Genomic DNA, 18882 nt, shown 5'->3' with positions numbered 1-18882 from the left:
TGACGCCCCCGGGCCCCGGCCCGGCCTACGGTTTTGTACGTGACCGAGACGACGCACACGCAGACCACACCGGCGGACGGCCGGTACGACGCGTACAAGCCGCGCAGCCCGGAGGCCCGGGCGGCGATGGACGCCCTGCGCGGGCTGCGACAGGACCTGTTCCACGACGCCTTCGCCTACCGTCCGCTGGCCCGCATGAGCGTCGACGGCCCGATCACCCGACGGCTCTCCGGCCGTATGCGGGAGTACGCGTCCTGGGCCCCGCACGCGGTGGTGGCCGCGGTGGGCGGACTGGCGATGCTCATCTCCCTCGGGTACTGCGGCGGCGGCCTCTCGGGCCTGCTGTGCGCCCTGCTCACCCTGGGCCCGGTCCTGCTGACACTGGTCCGGCCCGTCGGAGCGTTCTGGCTGTCGTTCCCGGCGTCCGCCGTGGTGGCCGTCCTCAGCCCGAACTGGGGCGATTGGCCCTGGCTGCCGGGCAGCTTCCTCGCCCATCTGACGGTGCTCACGGTGGTGGCGATCCGCACCCGCCCCCGCACCGCGGCCTGGATGTGGCTGACGACGGGGTGCTACGGCTTTGTGGCCGGCACCGTCCTCAGCGGCGGCTACAGCCCGAACATCGGCCCCATGATGCTCCTGTCCGCGCTGCTCCTGCTCGCCGTCACCGTCTGGCACATACGCCGCGACGCCGAGCAGGAGGTGACCGCCCAGCAGACGGTGACCGCGCACGAGCGTTCCCGCCGCACCCTGTTGGAGGAGCGCACCACCATCGCCCGCGAACTGCACGACGTGGTCGCCCACCACATGTCGGTGGTCGCCATCCAGGCGGAGGCCGCCCCCTACCGGGTGGAGAACCCGCCGCCCGAGCTGGAGAAGGCATTCGCCACGATCCGGGAGAACGCCGTGGCGGCGCTGACCGAGCTGCGCCGGGTCCTCGGAGTGGTCCGCGCGGAGGACTACGAGGCGCCCGAGACCCCGCAGCCCACGCTCGCCGACCTGGACGCGCTCCTGGCGAACGTGCGGGAGGCGGGGCTGGACGTCGAAAAGGCGGTGACCGGCGCGGTGCGCGAACTCCCGCAGGGCGTGGAGCTTTCGGCGTACCGGATCGTCCAGGAGGCGCTGAGCAACACCCTGCGGCACGCGCCGGGGGCGAGCGCGCGGGTCGAGATCGGCTATGTCCTCGGCGGGCTGGGCCTGCGCATAGTCAACGGCCCGCCGCCCGCGACGGCTCTGGTGAATCCCTCGCCCGGTGCCGGGCACGGCATCACCGGCATGCGGGAGCGTGTCTCGATGCTGGACGGCGAGATGACAGCGGGCCCGGTCGACGGGGGGTACGAGGTGACGGTGTTCCTGCCGGTCGCCACGGTGAGTGAAGGTGAGGCATGACGATCCGCGTACTGATCGCGGACGACCAGATGATGGTGCGTGAGGGCTTCTCGGTCCTGCTCAACGCGATGCCGGACATCGAGGTCGTCGGCGAGGCCGTCCATGGGCGCGAGGCGGTAGAGCGGGTTCGGGAACTCGCCCCCGACGTGGTGCTGATGGACATCCGGATGCCCGAGATGAACGGCATCGAGGCGACGCGCGAGATCGTCGCCGCGGACGGTACGGCGAAGGTGCTGGTACTGACCACGTTCGACCTGGACGAGTATGTCTACGAGGCGTTGCGCGCGGGCGCCTCGGGCTTCCTGCTCAAGGACGCCTCCGCCCGGCAACTGGCGGACGGCGTACGGGTGGTGGCCGCCGGCGAGGCGCTGCTCGCCCCCTCCGTCACCAAGCGGCTGATCACGGAGTTCTCCAAGCTGTCCGACGGCCCGCGCCTGACCCCGACCGCGCAGGCGGCATACGGCGATCTCACGGAACGGGAGACGGAGGTGCTGGTCCTCATAGCCCAGGGCCTGTCCAACGCGGAGATAGCCGAGCGTCTGGTGGTGGCCGAGTCGACGATCAAGACGCACGTCAGCAGGATCCTGGTGAAACTGGGGCTGCGGGACCGGACACAGGCGGCGGTGTTCGCCTACGAGGCCCGCCTGGTCACTCCGGGCTGACGCGTCCCCCCCCATGGCCCCGGCCGGCCGCCGGTCCGCGCTCCCCGTCACCGGTCTCGTGCCCGTCGGCAGTGGGGATTCACGCCTTCGGTCACCGGCCATGCCTCCGCCACCCCTGGTCAGGGCGGTGGTGGGCGGGCTAGCGTCCGTTCATGGCTGCTGTTTCGGACCTCGCTTTCGATCCCTGGGACCAGGCGTTCGTCGCCGACCCCTATCCGGCCTACGCCGAGCTGCGGGAAAGGGGCCGGGTGCACTACTTCGAGCCCACCAACCAGTGGCTGGTCCCGCATCACGCGGACGTCTCGGCGCTGCTGCGGGACCGGCGGCTCGGCCGGACGTATCAGCACCGGTTCACGCACGAGGAGTTCGGGCGTACGGTCCCGCCGCCGGAGCAGGAGCCGTTCCACACGCTGAACGACCACGGGATGCTGGACCTGGAGCCGCCGGACCACACCCGGATCCGGCGGCTGGTGTCGAAGGCGTTCACGCCGCGGACGGTGGAGCGGCTGAAGCCGTACGTGCACGCGCTGGCCGACGAACTGGTCGGGGCGCTGGTGGCAGCGGGCGGCGGCGATCTGCTGGCGGACGTCGCGGAGCCGCTGCCGGTCGCGGTGATCGCCGAGATGCTGGGCATCCCGGAGTCGGACCGGGCACGGCTGCGGCCCTGGTCGGCGGACATCTGCGGCATGTACGAGCTGAACCCGTCCGAGGAGACGGCGGCGAGGGCGGTGCGGGCGTCGGTCGAGTTCTCGGAGTATCTGCGGGAGCTGATCGCCCACCGCCGCGAGGAGCCGGGCGAGGATCTGATCTCCGGGCTGATCGCGGCCCATGACGAGGGTGACCGGCTGACCGAGCAGGAGATGATCTCGACGGCGGTCCTGCTGCTGAACGCCGGCCACGAGGCGACGGTCAACGCCACGGTGAACGGCTGGTGGGCGCTGTTCCGCAACCCGGACCAGTTGGCCGCGCTCCGCGCCGACCGCTCCCTCGTGCCGTCCGCGGTGGAGGAGCTGATGCGCTACGACACCCCGCTCCAGCTCTTCGAGCGCTGGGTGCTGGACGAGATCGAGATCGACGGCACGACGATCCCGAGGGGCGCGGAGATCGCCCTGCTCTTCGGTTCCGCCAACCACGACCCGGCCGTCTTCGCTGCCCCCGACCGACTGGACCTCACCCGCGCCGACAACCCGCACATCTCTTTCAGCGCCGGCATCCACTACTGCATCGGCGCCCCGCTGGCCCGGATCGAACTGGCAGCCTCTATGACCGCCCTACTGAAGCAGGCCCCGACCCTCACCCTGGCCCAACCCCCCGAACAAAAACCAAACTTCGTAATCCGCGGCCTAAAAGCACTCCCCGTCACAATCTGACCCCGCGAACGGAACCCGCCTGGGGGCGCGGGGAACTGCGCGCTCGGCCACAAGCCTGCCGCACTCGGCGTCCGGTGCACCGCGCCACGGCGGGCGTCCGCCCTGTGCGGGATGGCACGGGGCGGGCCAGGCGCCCTGAAGGGGCGCGGGGAACTGCGCGCTCAGCCAGAAGCCTGCCGCACCCGGCGTCCGACGTACCGTGCCACGGCGGGTGCCCGCCCGGGCGGGTTGGCACGGGGCGGGCCAGGCGCCCTGAAGGGGCGCGGGGAACTGCGCGCTCGGCCACGACACTGCCGCACCCGCCCACCGGCGTACCGCGCCACGGCGGGCGTCCGCCCGGAAGGGGCGCGGGGAACTGCGCGCTCAGCCACGACACTGCCGCACCCGCCCACCGGCGCACCGCGCCACGGCGGGCGTCCGCCCTGAAGGGGCGCGGGGAACTGCGCGCTCAGCCACAACACCGCCGCACCCGGCAGCCGGCCTGCCGCGCCACGGCGACCATCCGGCCGACGCAAGCGCAGCGCTACGTCAGGTCCCGTCGCCGCAGGCCCGTGAGCCCGGCCCCGACCAGGGCCACGGCCAGCGACAGGAGGACAAGCACGGGGCCCCACCGCATCGGGCTGCCCGGCAGCTTGGGCAGATGGCCGAACGGTGACAGGTCGAGCACCACCTGCGGAACGTCCAGCGCGGGACCGACCCAGCCGATCAGCAGCACCGCACCGGCGACCCCCCAGGCCACCATCGCGCCGCGCGGCAGCACGCCGTACACGAGGACCGCCAGGCCGCCCACCACCCAGACGGCGGGCACCTGCACCAGGCACGCCCCGAGGATCGGGCCGACCTGCCTGCCGTATCCGGCGGCGAAGCCCAGGGCGGTCAGGAGCATGAGCAGCGCCACCCCGCCGAAGGCGATCGCCAGGTGGCCCGCGGCCCAGCGCAGCCGGCCCACCGCCCCGGCCAGCACGGGCTCCGCCCGGCCGGCGGTCTCCTCGCCGTACAGCCGCAGGACGGACGAGACGACGTACAGGGCGGCGACGAGACCCATGATCCCGACCATCGAGGCGAGGAAGGCGTCGGTGATCCCGGACTGGCCGCCCATGCGCTCGAACAGGTCCCGGGCCTGTTTGTTGTCGCGGACCAGGTCGGCCGCGCCGTCGGTCATCCCGCCGTAGACCACGCCGGCCAGGAAGAAGCCGATCGACCAGCCGAGGACGCTGCCCCGCTGGAGCCGCCAGGCCAGCGCGCCGGCCGAGCCGAGCCGACCCCGGGCCGGTCCCGGCAGGGTCGGCAGGAAGCTCATGCCGGTGTCGCGGCGGCCGGCGAGCACGTAGGCGACGGCCGCCTGCGCGGCCACGGCCGCGGCGAACAGCAGCAGGACCCACCAGCGTTCGTCGGCGAAGGACCGCAGGTTCTCCAGCCAGCCGAGCGGGGACAGCCAGGTCAGGACGGAGGAGCCGTCGGAGGACGCCGAGTCGCCGGCCGCGCGCAGCACGAAGGCGGCGCCGAGCACGGCCGCGGTCAGACCGCGGGCCAGCCGTGCGCTCTCCGTGAGCTGGACCACGATCGCCGCGGCCGTCGCGAAGACCATGCCGACGCCGGCGATGCCCAGGCCGAGGGCGAGCGCCCCGAAGCCGCCGTGTCCGGCCAGGCCGGCGACGAGCAGCAGCGCCAGTACCGCGTTGGCGACGACCGCGGCCAGCAGGCCCGCGGTCAGCGGGGCACGGCGGCCGACCATGCCGGACGAGACGAGTTCCTGCCGACCGCTCTCCTCCTCGTCGCGGGTGTGCCGGACCACGACGAGCAGGCTGGTCACCGCGGCGAGCGCGCCCGCGTAGATGCCGACGCGCCAGGCCGTCAGGGCGCCCAGCGAGTCGTCGAAGACCGGGCCGATGAGCGCGCGCAGGGAGGGGTTGGTGTCCATCTGGCGGAGCAGGTCGGCGCGTGCGGCGGCGGTGCCGTACAGGCTCGTCAGCGACTTCGGCATGGACAGGACCATCAGCGCGTTCACCGCGACCCACACCGGGATCATCACGCGGTCGCGGCGCAGCGCGAAGCGCAGCAGCACGCCGGTGCCGGCCAGGTGGCGGGAGCCGCCGGTCCGGGCGTCGCGGGCGTGCGGGGAGAGGGTGCCGGCGCTCACCGTGCCACCTCGTCGGTCTCGGTTTCGTAGTGCCGAAGGAACATTTCCTCCAGCGTCGGCGGGGTCGAGGTCAGCGAGCGCACGCCGGACTCGCTCAGCGAGCGCAGGACCTCGTTCAGCTTGTCCGTGTCGACCTGGAGGCGGACGCGGCGGCCCTGGACGTCGAGGTCGTGGACGCCGGGCAGGCCCGCGAGCCCGTTCGGTGGGCCCGCGAGTTCGGCACTGACGCTGGTCCGGGTCAGATGGCGCAGGTCGGCCAGGGAGCCGGTCTCGACCGTGCGGCCCTTGCGGATGATGCTCACCCGGTCGCACAGCTCCTCCACCTCGCTGAGGATGTGCGAGGACAGCAGGATCGTGCGGCCCCGGTCGCGTTCCTCCTCGACGCAGCGCTGGAAGACCGCCTCCATCAGCGGGTCGAGGCCGGACGTCGGTTCGTCCAGGATCAGCAGGTCGATGTCCGAGGCGAAGGCGGCGACCAGGGCGACCTTCTGCCGGTTGCCCTTGGAGTAGGTGCGGCCCTTCTTGGTGGGGTCCAGTTCGAAGCGTTCGATCAGTTCCGTGCGGCGCCGTGGATCGAGCCCTCCGCGCAGGCGGCCGTAGAGGTCGATGACCTCGCCGCCGGAGAGGTTGCGCCACAGGGTGACGTCTCCGGGCACGTAGGCGATGCGCCGGTGCACCTCGACGGCGTCCGTCCACGGGTCGCGGCCGAGTACCTGTGCGGCGCCCGAGTCGGCCCGCAGCAGGCCGAGCAGGACCCTGATGGTGGTCGACTTGCCGGCGCCGTTGGGGCCGAGGAAGCCGTGCACCTCGCCGGTCTCGACCTCCAGGTCGAGGCCGTCCAGCGCGTGGGTGCGGCCGAAGGACTTGTGGAGCCCCGAGACCGTGATTGCCTTCGTCATGATTCGGAACGTACGCTTCATTCAGAAAATTGTGAAGTTAAGGAAGCGTATAAACCGCGGGTAGGGTGACGGTATGGCGGAGTCAGCGGCGGTGGGGCGGGACCCGGAGGCGGTCTCGCGGTTCGTGGAGTCCTTCGCGGCGCAACTCGTCGAGGCGGGCGTGCCGCGCATGCCGTCCCGGGTGTTCGCCGCGCTGCTCGCCTCCGACACCGGCACGCTGACCTCCGCGGAACTGGGGGAACAGCTCAGGATCAGCCCCGCGGCCGTCTCCGGCGCGGTGCGCTATCTGGCCCAGGTGCTCCTGGTCTCCCGCGAGCGGGAACCCGGCTCGCGGCGGGAGCGGTACCGGGTGCACAACGACCAGTGGTACCAGGCGCTCACCAGCCGCGAGGCGATCATCAAGCGCTGGGAGGACGCCCTGCGGGACGGTGTGGCGAGCCTGGGCGCCACGACCCCGGCGGGCCGCCGGCTGGCGGAGACCCTTGCCTTCTTCGAGTTCATCGAACAGGACGTGGCGGGCATGATGGAACGCTGGCGACTGCACCGCGAGCGCCTGTACCCGAGGGCCCGCTCCGCCGACTGACGGGGCGCTCCGCTGGCTCGGCCGGGGTTGCGTCGGCGTTCGTGTGCGGGCGCGTGGTGGCTGGGCGCGCAGTTCCCCGCGCCCCTTTGGGGCGCGGCCGGGGCGCGGTGGATGCGGTTGGGCCGACCGTGGTGTGTCGGTGTTCGTGTGCGGGTGCGTGGTGGCTGGGCGCGTAGTTCCTCGCGGCCCTTTGGGGCGCGGCCGGGGCGGGGTGGATGCGGTTGGGCCGACCGTGGTGTGTCGGTGTTCGTGTGCGGGTGCGTGGTGGCTGGGCGCGTAGTTCCCTGCGGCCCTTTGGGGTGTGGGCCCGGGCTATGGGAGGGTCAGGGTCCAGGCCTGTTCCCGGAGGGTCCAGGTGCGGCGGCGGACCGGGCCCGTGACGCCCGCGTCCGTGTGGTAGCGGAAGTCCGCCCCGGTCACCGTCACTGTGCGTCCCGACACCCGCAGCGCGGACGCCTCCGCGCCCACCGACACCGGCCGCACCTCCACCTCGGCCTGCCCGGCGGTGCCCGGCGTCACCGACACCGCCTCCACCGGCTGGTCCAGGTCGATGAGCGTCGCCCCGTCGACCTCCACCCGCAGCCGGGCGGGGCCGGGCGGGGCCGGGGCGAGCCGGGACGGCCGGGGCGCCAGGGTCCGCACCAGCGACCGGTACGTCGAGCGCAGCCAAGGACGCCCCGAAACGGCGGTGGCACCCACCGGCTCCGCCGGCCGGTCCTCGCGGGGCGCGAGCGGCGGAATCCGCAGGGCGCCCAGCACCACCCCGTCGCTGTCGTCCACCAGCAGGTCCAGGCGGCGCTCCGAGCCGTCGAGCACCGCCCGGGCGGCGGCCACCGCACCGGTCGGCACCCCCAGCGTCTCGGCCAGCGCCAGCGCGCCCCCCACCGGCACCATGGACAGCACGCATCCGGCCAGCTCTCGCTGCCGGTGCAGCAGGGACACCGCCCGCACCAGCGCGCGGTCGTCGCCGACCACCACCGGCCGGCGCGACCCGCGGCGCGTCAGCGCCCGGGCGAACTCCTCCGGACCGTCCGGCAGGCACACCTTGGTGGTCGCACCCGCGCTGAGCACGTCTTTCGCGATGCGAACGGATTCTCCGTCGGTCCGCCGGGCAACCGGATCGATGATCACCAGCAGCTGATCGGGCGTCGCGAAAGTCGCCACCTCGGTCCTGCCTCGCTTCCTCGGGTAGCATCTTTGTGCAAGAGCCCCTTGCGCTATTGCGCCAGGGGCTTCGTCTATTCCGGGGCATCCGGTCCGACGGTTGTGCGGCCAACGGCGGTCGCGGTGGTACGTGGCGGTGAACCCTACGCGTACGCCCCTGACCTTGGACATGCCCCGCCCGGAAGGGGTGTACGCGCGTGCCCGCACTTGTGCTGCTCGGTGCTCAGTGGGGTGACGAGGGCAAGGGGAAGGCCACCGACCTGCTCGGTGGCTCGGTGGATTACGTCGTCCGGTACCAGGGCGGCAACAACGCCGGCCACACCGTGGTCGTCGGAGACCAGAAGTATGCCCTCCACCTCCTTCCTTCCGGAATCCTCTCGCCCGGTTGTACGCCGGTCATCGGCAACGGCGTCGTCGTCGACCCGTCGGTCCTGCTCTCCGAGCTGAGCGGTCTGAACGAGCGCGGAGTCGACACCTCCAAGCTGCTGATCAGCGGCAACGCGCACATCATCACCCCGTACAACGTCACCGTCGACAAGGTGACGGAACGCTTCCTCGGGAAGCGGAAGATCGGCACGACCGGGCGCGGCATCGGCCCGACCTACGCCGACAAGATCAACCGCGTCGGCATCCGGGTCCAGGACCTGTACGACGAGTCGATCCTGCAGCAGAAGGTCGAGGCGGCGCTCGACGTCAAGAACCAGATGCTGACCAAGCTCTACAACCGGCGTGCCATCACCGCCGACCAGGTGGTCGAGGAGCTGCTGGGCTACGCGGCCCAGCTCAAGCCGTACGTCGCGGACACGGTGCTGGTCCTCAACCAGGCGCTGGAGCAGGACAAGGTCGTCCTCTTCGAGGGCGGGCAGGGCACGCTGCTGGACATCGACCACGGAACGTATCCGTTCGTCACCTCCAGCAACCCCACCGCGGGCGGGGCCTGCACCGGTGCCGGCGTCGGCCCGACGAAGATCAGCCGGGTCATCGGCATCCTCAAGGCGTACACGACCCGCGTCGGGGCCGGGCCCTTCCCGACGGAGCTGTTCGACGAGGACGGCGAGGCGCTGCGCCGGATCGGCGGCGAGCGGGGCGTGACCACCGGCCGGGACCGGCGCTGCGGCTGGTTCGACGCGGTGATCGCGCGGTACGCGACCCGGGTCAACGGACTGACCGACTTCTTCCTCACCAAGCTGGACGTGCTCACCGGCTGGGAGCGGATCCCGGTCTGCGTCGGCTACGAGATCGACGGCCGCCGGGTCGATGAACTCCCGTACTCCCAGACGGACTTCCACCACGCCAAGCCCGTCTACGAGACGCTGCCCGGCTGGTCCGAGGACATCACCAAGGCCAAGTCGTTCTCCGACCTGCCGAAGAACGCGCAGAACTACGTCAAGGCGCTGGAGGAGATGTCCGGCGCCCCGATCTCCGCGATCGGCGTGGGCCCGGGCCGCGACGAGACGATCCAGATCAACTCGTTCCTGTAGCAGGGCCGTTCGCTCCTCGACGGGACGAGGAGACGGTCACGAGCGCCGGCGGGGCCCCCGGAATGTGTCCGGGGGCCCCGCCGCTTCGTGCTCCGCGTGCTCAACTCCCGGCGGCGAGCGGACGGAGCGCCGGACGGCCCCGCCGGTCGGCTCGGGCGGAGGCCCGCTCGGCGCTCCCGAGGGCCGTCACCGCGGTCGTCGCCGCCCGTCGCGCCCCCGGGGCGCTGCGTCCGCCGTGTGCTCGGTGTGCTCCTTGTGCTCTCCGCGTGGCCTGTGCTCCGTGTGCTCCCTGTGCTTCGTGTGCTCCGGTCAGAGGATGGCCTGGGACGGGTCCGCCTCCATGCGGGCCACCGCCGCCCGTACCGCGTCCACGAACCTCCAGAACTCCGCGTTGACCGAACCGGCCCTGCCCTTGACGGTGTTGGTGCCGAACATGGCCGCCCGCAGCTCGGTCGTCAGCTCCAGCTGCGCGCCCATGCCGAGCAGCGTCCGGTTGCAGATGTTGTCCGGCGAGACCCCGGCGATGTCGTCGTCGGCGGACGCGTCGATCGTCTGGACGCCCGCCGCATCCAGCGCCTCGCCGAGGTACCGGCGCAGGGCGGTGTTGCGGCCACCGATCACCACCGCCTCGGGCCGGGACGCGGGGGCGCCCGCCTGGGCGGCCGTACAGCCGTGCACGCTCACCACGTTGAGGGCACCGGCCGCGAGCGCGAGGGCCACCCGGTCGTCGCAGTGCGTGGACGTCACGTGCAGCTCGGAGTTGCCGCTGGATCTGATGCCCTCGAACATCCAGTAGTCGAACAGCGGCGCCCCCGTCCCGTAGCGTGGGGTGAGGTCCTTCGGGTCGTAACCCGCTATGCCCAGGCACAGTTCGGAGGTGCCGCCCTCGATGCCGCCGCCGTGCAGGGCGAGGACCGCGGTCCTGCCGTACGCGCCCGGCGCGCCCGCCTGGTCGTCGTCGGTGTACGCGTGCCGCCGGTAGCGGCGGGCGAAGTCGATGCCCTCGCGCCCGGCGAGCCTGCGGTAGAGGTCCGTGTTGGAGGCGTACAGGTCGCTCGCGGCGGACGCGGGCGCGGCACCGAGCGCGGTGGGCAGCGCGGTGCCGAGTCCGGCGGCGGCGAGGACGGTCAGGACGGAGCGTCGGGAAGTCGAGATCACCTTGCCGATGATGACAGAGGGCGCGCCGGTGCTCCCCGGGATCTGGCCGTCAGCTGAAGACGATCATCGAGCTCTGGGCCAGGCTCCGGGTGGCCGCGGCGTGCAGTCCGAGCCAGACATGCCGTTCGCGGGCGAACGGGCTCGGGTCGTACGGCGCGGGCACCGCCGGCTCCTCAAGTTCCGTGGGCGCGCTCGGCGGTTCGGGGGCGGCCGGCGGGTTGGCCGGGTCGATGCCGATCGCCGGTGCCACCTGCTCCAGCTCCCGCAGCAGCGCCTGCGAGGATCCCAACGGGCCGCCGCCCGCGAGCAGTTCGTCGTTGGACAGCGGCTGCGGGAAGTCGACCGGGACATAGGCGCCGGCGTGGTCGTAGTGCCAGACCAGGTGCGACTGCTGGGCCGTCGACTCGAACATCTCCAGCAACTGCTCGTAGTCCCCGCCCAGTTCGTCCACCGGAGTCACCGGAAGCCCGCACACCTGGAGCAGATGGGCCCGGCGCAGGAAGTGCAGCGCGTCGTAGTCGAAGCCGGCCACCGGGGCGACGTCCCCGGACAGGCCCGGCATGTACTGGTACACCGGCACCGGCGGCAGTCCGGACTCGGCGAGCACCTTGTTGTATTGCGCGAGTTCCTCGGCGAACGGGTTGTCGGGGGTGTGACACAACACGTCGACGAGCGGCACCAGCCACAGGTCACAGGCCAAAGAGGGCTCCTCGCATCGGCACGCGGCGCGCAGGCGCGCACAGCAGGTGGTCAGGGAAGGGTAGTCGGTGCGGCGCGGGGTCAGCTCCCCTCGTGCAGGTCCCATACCCACACGCCGCCGGTCCACTTCCCCGCCCTGCCGGTCAGCTTCGTCACGGCCTCGCGCAGCGGACCGTCGTTGGTCTGCGGGGCGAGCACCAGGACGCCCGCCTTCCAGTACGCGAAGTCCCGCCGGGCCTGCGCCCGCCAGTTCGTGCCGATCTCCGGTACGACACCGCTGTAGCGCACCTCGCGCAGCATGTTCGAGGTGTAGCGGGGGGAGGCGCCGTAGATGCCGATGCGGTCCTCGCCGTAGGGGCCGTTGAAGTAGCCGCCGGGCAGCCTGAAGCCGAGGCCGGCCGCGGTCTGCCAGTGCAGCGCCTCCGCGGCGCCGGGATCGGGCAGCGGCACCGGGACCAGCGACTCACCCGGGTGGACGTACGGCTTCCACATCCCGTCCGCGATGAACGCCGGCACCGGCGTCCGCGGCACGGACTTCAGCGGCGCCGGGACCAGCGGCAGCAGCGCCAGGGCGACGCCGAGCAGCCCGACGTACTGGGTCGCCGCGGCGCGGGTCGCGGCCAGCCGGTCCACGGCGATCGCGAGCAGGATGCCCAGCGCGGGCGCGCAGATCATCGCGACGCGGCCCTCGATGACCGACTCGAACAGCGGCCGGTGGGCGAGCGCCGCCCACGGGCCGGGCACGACGGTGTCGGTGAGCGGGATGCGGATCTTCGGGCCGAGCGACAGCAGCGCGGCGGCCACCGCCGTGAACGCCAGCGCTTTGACCAGGGCCCGCTCCCACAGCCGTACGACGATCGCGAAGGCGAGGGCGACCAGCGGCCAGCCGTAGAAGGCGTTCTGCTCCGTGGGGTTGAGCGAGAGCGACCCCGCGACCTGCGCGTCACCGGCGAGCAGGGAACGCTCGGCGAAGGCGAGCAGCGCGAGGGGGCTGTTGCCCGCGTTCTCGCCGTGCAGGACGCTGTGGTAGCTCTGCGGGCCGGCGAACTGCCAGTACAACGGGAAGGCGACCAGCGGCAGACAGACCGCCGCGCCGATCAGCAGCCCCTTGCCCAGCGGCCGCCAGGCCAGCCGCGCCACGTCCGGGCGGACCACCGCGTAGCCGGCCGCGAACAGCAGCATGCCGACCGAGGCGAGCAGCAGCGGCTCCTCGCCGAGGAAGACCTGGTACGCCGCCATCAGGCCCAGCACGATCCCGTCCCGCACCACCCGGGTGCCCGCGCACAGCCGCAGGGCCCGGTCGATGATCAGCGGGATCATGAACAGGACGACGAAGTTGGGATGCGCGTTGGCGTGGCTGACCATCGGCGGGGCGAAGGCCGCCAGCGACGCGCCGAGGAACGCGGCGGCCCGCTGCCGCACCACCCGCTTCACGATCAGCCAGTACCAGGCGGCGGCGGTCGCGGCCAGCCCCAGCGCCATGCACACGCTCAGCGAGACCGCCGGTCCGGCCAGCAGGGTGAGCGGCGCGAACGGCACGGACAGGCCCAGCATGACCGTGTTGGCCATCAGGTTGACGCCGTCGGGGAAGCCCTGCAGGTCGGTGAAGAGCGGGTTGCGCAGATGGGCGATGTTGTCGGCCGTCACCGCGAAGAACCACTCCCACTGGTTCTGGTCCTGCAGCGAGTCCGGGAGGTAGCGGTGGGCCGGGTCGAAGAGGCGGCCCGCGTACAGGAGGACCGCCATCAGCAGGAACAGGAAGGCCGCCAGCAGATCGGCGGGGCGCAGCGCGCGGGCCCGCAACCGGGCCAGGTCGGCCAGCACACGCGCGTAGTCGAGCGGGCCGATCTTCGAACCGGGCTGGTGGCTCCAGCGCACCGGGACCTCGGCGATCGGCCAGCCCGAGCGGTGGAAACGCTGGAGCACTTCGACGTCGATGCCCCAGCCGTCGAGCCGGGAGTCCGCGAACGCCGTGCGCGCCCGCTCGCCGTCGAACAGTTTGAAACCGCACTGGGTGTCCCGTATGCCGGGCACCGCGGTCGCGCGTATCAGCAGGTTGCCGGCCCGGCCGAGCCATTCGCGGATGCGGTGCTGCCGGTGGGCGATGTCCGCGCCCGGCACGGAACGCGAACCGATCGCCACCGCGTTCCCCTCGCTGAGCGCCTTGTCCAGCCGCTCCAGCTCCTCGATGGGGGCGGCCAGGTCGGCGTCGGTGACCAGCACCCGCCGGCCGCGCGAGTCGGCGACCCCGAGCCGCAGCGCGTGGCCCTTGCCGCGGTTGCGCGGGGCGCTGACCAGCCGGATCCGAGGATGTCCGAGCCGGGTGACGACGTCCCGGGTGCCGTCGGTCGAGCCGTCGTCGGCGACGACGACCTCCCACTCGCCCCAGCGGCCCTCGCTCTCGCCCAGATAGCCGGTGATGGCGGTGAGGGTGGGACCGAGGCGCGCCTCCTCGTTGTAGGCGGGTACGACCACGGTGAGGTCGACCGCCCCGCTACGGCCGCTCACCGGGCCGCCAGCCGCTCGATGACGGCGAGGGAGTGCGTGTTGTAGGCGGTGACGACCGCGCGGGCCCCGGCGGCGTCCCGCCGCGTCAGCGCGTCGACGAGTTCGGTGTGGCCTGACCACAGCAGACCGCGCAGGTCCGGCAGGCGGCGCAGGTGCTGCACCGCGCACACCCAGGACAGCAGGCGGAGCCGGTGCAGGAAGTCGGCGAGGTAGGGGTTGCCGAACAGGGCGCTCAGCTCCCGCCAGAAACGCAGGTCGTAACCGATGAGCACGCTCAGGTCGCCGGCGCCCGCCGCACGCCGGGCCTCCTCGCCACGCCGCCGTACCGTGGTCAGGGCCGCCGCGGTCCGCTGGTCGGCCGGGTCCTGGAAGGCGCCGTGGCCCTCGGCGAGGGCCTGGAACATGCCGTCCGTGACCAGGCTGCGGGCCTCGATCATGCCCCGGTAGTCGGTCAGCGAGTACTCAGGGACGTGGAAGCCGCGGTGCTGGTCGGCCTCCAGGATGCCCTGCGCGGACAGGTCGACCAGCGCCTCCCGGACCGGGGTCGCCGACACGCCGTACTGTTCGGCGATCTCCTTCACCGTGAATTCCCGCCCCGGCTGGAGTCGGCCGGCGAGCACTTCGTCACGCAGCGCGTCCGCGATCTGCTGGCGCAGGGTGCTGCGCGTCACGGCGCCGTTGCCGGGCATGGTCGGCGACCTCTCCTCACACGTGCGGGTGACGTACTCGCTTATGTCTACGAGCACGCCACCTTACGCGTTCGGGTTGCGCCCGGTGGGAATCGGTGCTGCGGTGACGCTCACTCCGTGTAGGTGTCGGCCACGCTCAAGGCCGCGTCCAGGGCCGCGAAACCCTCCTTCAACTCGGCCTCGGAGACATTGCAGGGCGGCACGACATGGGTGCGGTTCATGTTGATGAAGGGCCACAGGCCGTGCCGCTTGGCGGCGGCACCGAACGCGGCCATCGGGGCGTTCGCCTCGCCCGTCGCGTTGTACGGCACCAGGGGCTCCCGGGTCTCGCGGTTCTTGACCAGGTCGAGCGCCCAGAACATGCCGACGCCGCGCACCTCGCCCACGCTGGGGTGCCGCTCGGCCAGTGCGCGCAGCCCCGGCTCCACCACGGTCGAGCCCAGCCGCCGCGCGTTGGCGACGACGCCCTCGTCCTCCATCACCTTGAGGGTGGCGACGGCGGCGGCGCAGGCCAGCGGATGGCCGGAGTACGTCAGACCGCCCGGATAGGCGCGCTTGCCGAAGGTCTCGGCGATCTTCTCGGAGATGGCCACCCCGCCGAGCGGCACATAGCCGGAGTTCACGCCCTTCGCGAAGGTCATCAGGTCCGGTACGACGCCGAACAGATCGGCCGCGAACCACTCACCGGTCCGCCCGAACCCGGCCATGACCTCGTCCAGGACGAAGACGATCCCGTACTTGTCGCACAGCTCCCGCACGCCCGCGAGATAGCCCGGCGGCGGCACCATGACGCCCGCCGTGCCCGGGACGGTCTCCAGGACGATCGCGGCGACGGTGCCCGGACCCTCGAAGACGATCGTGGTCTCCAGGTGCTCCAGCGCCCGGGCGCACTCCTGCTCCTCGGTCTCGGCGTAGAAGCGGGAGCGGTAGAGGAACGGCGCCCAGAAGTGGACGACCCCGGCCGACCCGCTGTCGGAGGGCCAGCGGCGCGGGTCGCCGGTGACGTTGATCGCCTGCTGGGTGCCGCCGTGGTAGGAGCGGTACGCCGACAGCACCTTCGGGCGGCCCGTGTGCAGCCGGGCCATGCGGACGGCGTGCTCGATCGCGTCGGCGCCGCCGTTGGTGAAGAAGATCTTGTCGAGGTCGCCGGGCGTCCGCTCGGCGATCAGCCGGGCCGCCTCGGAACGGGCCTCCACCGCGAACGCGGGCGCGAACGTGGCCAGGGAGGCGGCCTGCTCCTGGATCGCGGCGACCACCTTCGGGTGCTGGTAGCCGATGTTGGTGAAGACGAGCCCGCTGGTGAAGTCCAGGTACCGCGTGCCGTCGTAGTCCCAGAAGTACGACCCTTCCGCGCCGGCCACGGCGAGCGGGTCGATGAGGTCCTGAGCGGACCAGGAGTGGAACACATGCGCGCGGTCCGCGGCCTTCACGGCGGCGCCGGCGTCGGGGCGGGGCTGAGGGGTCATGCCCGCGAGCGTAGAGGCCCGCGGCGCGGACCGGACATCGGCGTCCTGTTCCGTGGCCGGGGGGTTTATGCGACAGGTTGTCGACGCCGGCGGCCTCCTCGCGCCCGGGACCGGGCCCGGGGCGAGCCGCCCGCCGCCCGGACCGGGGGATGCCGGAACCGCGCGGACCACCCCGGGCGACTCCTTCCAGGGCCGCACTATCCTCGGTCCGAGGCTGACGTACGGGGGGAGGCGGCGGTTCCGTGGAGAAGCTGGGACCTGGTGATCCGCGCGGGATCGGGGCGTACCGGCTGCTGGCGCGGCTCGGCGCGGGCGGGATGGGGCATGTGTACCTGGCCCGGTCGGAGCGGGGCCGTACCGTCGCGGTGAAACTGGTGCGCGAGGAACTGGCCGCGCAGGAGGAGTTCCGGGCACGGTTCCGGCAGGAGGTGCGGGCCGCCCGGCGGGTCGGCGGCCACTGGACGGCGCCGGTCCTGGACGCGGACACCGAGGCGGCCGTGCCATGGGTGGCCACCGGGTACGTCGCCGGGCCCAGCCTGCAGCAGGTCGTCGGGCGCGAGCACGGCGCGCTGCCCGAGCGCACGGTGCGCATCCTCGCCGCCGGGCTCGCGCACGCGCTCCAGGACATCCACGCCGCCGGGATCGTCCACCGCGACCTGAAACCGTCCAACGTGCTGGTGACCATCGACGGGCCGCGGGTCATCGACTTCGGGATCGCGCGGGCGCTGGAGACGCTGGCCGGGGACGGGCTCACCCGCACCGGCTCACTGGTCGGCTCGCCCGGGTTCATGGCGCCCGAGCAGGTGCGCGGCGACCGGATCACGCCCGCCTGCGACGTCTTCTGCCTCGGCTCCGTGCTCGCCTACGCGGCGACCGGCACGCTCCCCTTCGGCGGCGCCGGCAGCGGGGTGCACGCCCTGATGTTCCGGATCGCCCAGGAGGAACCCGACCTCGCGGGCGTCCCCGAGGGCATCGCCGACCTCGTCCGCGACTGCCTGCGCAAGGATCCGGCCGCACGGCCGACGCTGGACCGGATCCTGGAACGCACCGGCGCGGAGGACACCGTGTCCGACGGCCGCTCCCGCGACCCCTGGCTCCCCGCCACCCTGGTCGCCCAACTCGGCCGCCACGCGGTCAGCTTGCTGGAAACGGAAAACCCAGAGAACGACACCACCACGAGGACACCGGCACCAGCACCGGGCCCGGGGGACGCCGGGGACGTGAATCCGGCGGGTGCGCTGGGTGTGGCGGGGGTTCGGGGCGCGGACGGGGCTGAGGGCTCGGATCGGGCGGGTGTCCAGGGCGCGGGCGGCGCGGGGGCGTCCGGCGGACATCCGGCGGGGGGCGGTGACGCGCCCGCCCGGGACGGCAACACAGCGGTTCAGACCCGCATGCCGTTCGCCCCCGAACCGGGGGTTCCCGGCCCGGCCGCTCCAGCTTCGGGTGTTCCCGGCCCGTCCGCTCCCGCTTCGGGCGTCCCTGGTCCGGGGGTTCCTGGTCCGGCCGCTCCAGCTTCGGGCGTCCCTGGTTCGGCGGCCCCTCATCCCGCCGCGTCCGGTCCGGCGGTTCCTGGTCCCGCCACTCCAGGTCCGGCCACTCCAGGTCCGGGCCTTCCAGGTTCGGCCGCTCCCGGGCCCGCTGCTCCCGCTTCGGGCGTCCCTGGTCCGGCGGCTCCCCATCCCGCCGCTCCTCATCCCGTCGCTCCCGGTCCGGGGGTTCCCGGTTCGGTCGGGCCCGGGGTCGCCGCTTTCGGTTTCGGGGTCGGTGGTTCGGGGTCTCCGGAGCATGCTGCTGTCACGGACGGCCCCGCTCCGTCGGTGTCGGAGGGCTCGGTCCCGGCGGGCGGCCGGCTTCCGGCGGTGGCCGCCGGCCATACGCCCGGGCCCGGCGCGCCCCCGCACTCCGGGTTCGGGCCCGCGGGGGTTCCGGGTCCGTACGGCCACGGGCACCCGCAGCAGCATCCCCAGCCGGCCGGGTACGGCTACCCGCACCAGCCGCCGTACGCCGGCGGCCCCGGCCCCACTCCGCCGTACGGACCGGGCACGCAGGAGCCCGAGCGGCGCAGCGGCCGGTCCACGGCGCTGCTCGTCGTGATCGCGCTGGTCGTCGCGCTCGCCGCGGGCGGCTCGGTGTACGCGCTGCTGAACGGGGGCGGCACCACCGACGACAAGGGCGGCGGCGGCACCGCCACCTCCGCCCCGCCGACCGGCGGACCCACCGGCGGGACGCCGTCGCCCACGGACTCGGCGCCCGCGGACGGCGTGGTACCGGCCGCGTACCTGGGCACATGGGAGACGTCGATCGAGAACGCCGCCGGGCACAACACCCGCGAACTCACCATCACCCAGGGGAAGGTGGGCGACACCGTGCTGACGCTGGTCGCCGACGGACCGGCCGAGGGCGGCGGCACCTACCACTGCGTGTTCGAGGCGAAGCTGGCCGAACAGCCCAGCGGCGAAGGCCCGTTGCGGATCGGCCCGTCCACCGTCGCCTCCGGCGAACCGCTGTCGTCGTGCAGCCCCGGCGAGGCCACCCTGGTCACACTGCTGCCGGACGGCCGGCTGCGGCGCACGAAGCCGGCCGGCGGGGAGAACCTGACGTACACCCGGCGGTGAGCCGGCCGGCCCCGTGCCAGCCACCGTGCGCCGAACTCCCGTTCCCCGCAGGCCGGTTGAAC

14 protein-coding genes are annotated in these 18882 nt (G+C 72.9%); 6 read left to right on the top strand and 8 right to left on the bottom strand.

The window, feature by feature from the left end; translation table 11 throughout:
• The first annotated feature begins 39 nt into the window (after window positions 1-39).
• The 3 genes from ACIRFL_RS07330 to ACIRFL_RS07320 all read left to right on the top strand — a co-directional run bounded on the left by ACIRFL_RS07330 (window position 40) and on the right by ACIRFL_RS07320 (window position 3418).
• Entirely contained in the window at window positions 40-1386 is a 1347-nt protein-coding gene (locus ACIRFL_RS07330) for a sensor histidine kinase (RefSeq protein WP_404024926.1), read from the top strand.
• Window positions 1383-2048, top strand: a complete 666-nt coding sequence (locus ACIRFL_RS07325) for a response regulator (RefSeq protein WP_404024924.1) — start codon at window positions 1383-1385, stop codon at window positions 2046-2048. Before ACIRFL_RS07330 ends, ACIRFL_RS07325 begins: the two co-directional genes overlap by 4 nt.
• 152 nt (window positions 2049-2200) lie before the next feature.
• A complete protein-coding gene (locus tag ACIRFL_RS07320) occupies window positions 2201-3418 on the top strand; it encodes a cytochrome P450 (protein WP_404024922.1) in 1218 nt (405 codons plus the stop codon).
• A gap of 523 nt (window positions 3419-3941) precedes the next feature.
• On the opposite strand, the gene ACIRFL_RS07315 is transcribed toward ACIRFL_RS07320, so the two are convergent.
• Both ACIRFL_RS07315 and ACIRFL_RS07310 read right to left on the bottom strand, forming a co-directional pair.
• A complete protein-coding gene (locus ACIRFL_RS07315; RefSeq protein WP_404025296.1) occupies window positions 3942-5447 on the bottom strand; it encodes an ABC transporter permease in 1506 nt (501 codons plus the stop codon).
• A 107-nt stretch (window positions 5448-5554) separates the two neighbouring features.
• The gene (locus ACIRFL_RS07310) at window positions 5555-6457 is read right to left on the bottom strand and encodes an ATP-binding cassette domain-containing protein (RefSeq protein WP_404024919.1); all 903 of its coding nucleotides are present in this window, start codon (window positions 6455-6457) and stop codon (window positions 5555-5557) included.
• Window positions 6458-6530: 73 nt separating this feature from the next.
• Between ACIRFL_RS07310 and ACIRFL_RS07305 the strand changes: the two genes are divergently transcribed.
• Window positions 6531-7040: a GbsR/MarR family transcriptional regulator gene (locus ACIRFL_RS07305; RefSeq protein WP_404024916.1), complete on the top strand. Its 510-nt coding sequence runs from the start codon at window positions 6531-6533 to the stop codon at window positions 7038-7040.
• 312 nt (window positions 7041-7352) lie between these two features.
• Here the strand turns inward: ACIRFL_RS07305 and ACIRFL_RS07300 are convergent, their stop codons facing one another.
• Window positions 7353-8204 carry a diacylglycerol kinase gene (locus ACIRFL_RS07300; protein ID WP_404024915.1) on the bottom strand — a complete coding sequence of 284 codons (852 nt, stop codon included), beginning with the start codon at window positions 8202-8204 and terminating at the stop codon, window positions 7353-7355.
• A 197-nt stretch (window positions 8205-8401) separates the two neighbouring features.
• On the opposite strand from ACIRFL_RS07300, the gene ACIRFL_RS07295 reads away from it, so the two are divergent.
• Window positions 8402-9685 (top strand): adenylosuccinate synthase, encoded by a 1284-nt coding sequence (locus ACIRFL_RS07295; RefSeq protein ID WP_404024912.1) that lies wholly within the window; start codon window positions 8402-8404, stop codon window positions 9683-9685.
• A 309-nt stretch (window positions 9686-9994) separates the two neighbouring features.
• On the opposite strand, the gene ACIRFL_RS07290 is transcribed toward ACIRFL_RS07295, so the two are convergent.
• The 5 genes from ACIRFL_RS07290 to ACIRFL_RS07270 all read right to left on the bottom strand — a co-directional run bounded on the left by ACIRFL_RS07290 (window position 9995) and on the right by ACIRFL_RS07270 (window position 16205).
• On the bottom strand, window positions 9995-10843 hold the full coding sequence (locus ACIRFL_RS07290; protein WP_404024910.1) for a poly-gamma-glutamate hydrolase family protein: 849 nt from the start codon (window positions 10841-10843) through the stop codon (window positions 9995-9997).
• Window positions 10844-10892: 49 nt separating this feature from the next.
• On the bottom strand, window positions 10893-11543 hold the full coding sequence (locus ACIRFL_RS07285; RefSeq protein WP_404024907.1) for a hypothetical protein: 651 nt from the start codon (window positions 11541-11543) through the stop codon (window positions 10893-10895).
• An 80-nt stretch (window positions 11544-11623) separates the two neighbouring features.
• Window positions 11624-14050: a dolichyl-phosphate beta-glucosyltransferase gene (locus ACIRFL_RS07280; protein WP_404024905.1), complete on the bottom strand. Its 2427-nt coding sequence runs from the start codon at window positions 14048-14050 to the stop codon at window positions 11624-11626.
• Window positions 14047-14739 (bottom strand): GntR family transcriptional regulator, encoded by a 693-nt coding sequence (locus ACIRFL_RS07275; RefSeq protein ID WP_404025295.1) that lies wholly within the window; start codon window positions 14737-14739, stop codon window positions 14047-14049. Before ACIRFL_RS07275 ends, ACIRFL_RS07280 begins: the two co-directional genes overlap by 4 nt.
• A gap of 110 nt (window positions 14740-14849) precedes the next feature.
• Entirely contained in the window at window positions 14850-16205 is a 1356-nt protein-coding gene (locus ACIRFL_RS07270; protein ID WP_404024903.1) for an aspartate aminotransferase family protein, read from the bottom strand.
• Window positions 16206-16447: 242 nt separating this feature from the next.
• Here ACIRFL_RS07270 and ACIRFL_RS07265 point away from each other — a divergent pair, with 242 nt between their 5' ends.
• Entirely contained in the window at window positions 16448-18820 is a 2373-nt protein-coding gene (locus ACIRFL_RS07265) for a protein kinase (RefSeq protein ID WP_404024900.1), read from the top strand.
• Window positions 18821-18882: the final 62 nt, after the last annotated feature.

The organism is Streptomyces sp. NPDC102462 (assembly GCF_044765425.1).
GTDB lineage: Bacteria > Actinomycetota > Actinomycetes > Streptomycetales > Streptomycetaceae > Streptomyces.
Note: the sequence above shows the minus strand (reverse complement) of the source record. Positions and strands in the feature narration are given on the sequence as shown.

Bases quoted from the DNA above. Each gene is read 5' to 3' on its own strand.
- ACIRFL_RS07315 (WP_404025296.1), bottom strand. From the start codon at position 5,447: ATGATCCCGGTGTGGGTCGCGGTGAACGCGCTGATGGTCCTGTCCATG.
- ACIRFL_RS07275 (WP_404025295.1), bottom strand. From the start codon at position 14,739: ATGCCCGGCAACGGCGCCGTGACGCGCAGCACCCTGCGCCAGCAGATC.
- ACIRFL_RS07320 (WP_404024922.1), top strand. From the start codon at position 2,201: ATGGCTGCTGTTTCGGACCTCGCTTTCGATCCCTGGGACCAGGCGTTC.
- ACIRFL_RS07310 (WP_404024919.1), bottom strand. From the start codon at position 6,457: ATGACGAAGGCAATCACGGTCTCGGGGCTCCACAAGTCCTTCGGCCGC.
- ACIRFL_RS07270 (WP_404024903.1), bottom strand. From the start codon at position 16,205: ATGACCCCTCAGCCCCGCCCCGACGCCGGCGCCGCCGTGAAGGCCGCG.
- ACIRFL_RS07305 (WP_404024916.1), top strand. From the start codon at position 6,531: ATGGCGGAGTCAGCGGCGGTGGGGCGGGACCCGGAGGCGGTCTCGCGG.
- ACIRFL_RS07325 (WP_404024924.1), top strand. From the start codon at position 1,383: ATGACGATCCGCGTACTGATCGCGGACGACCAGATGATGGTGCGTGAG.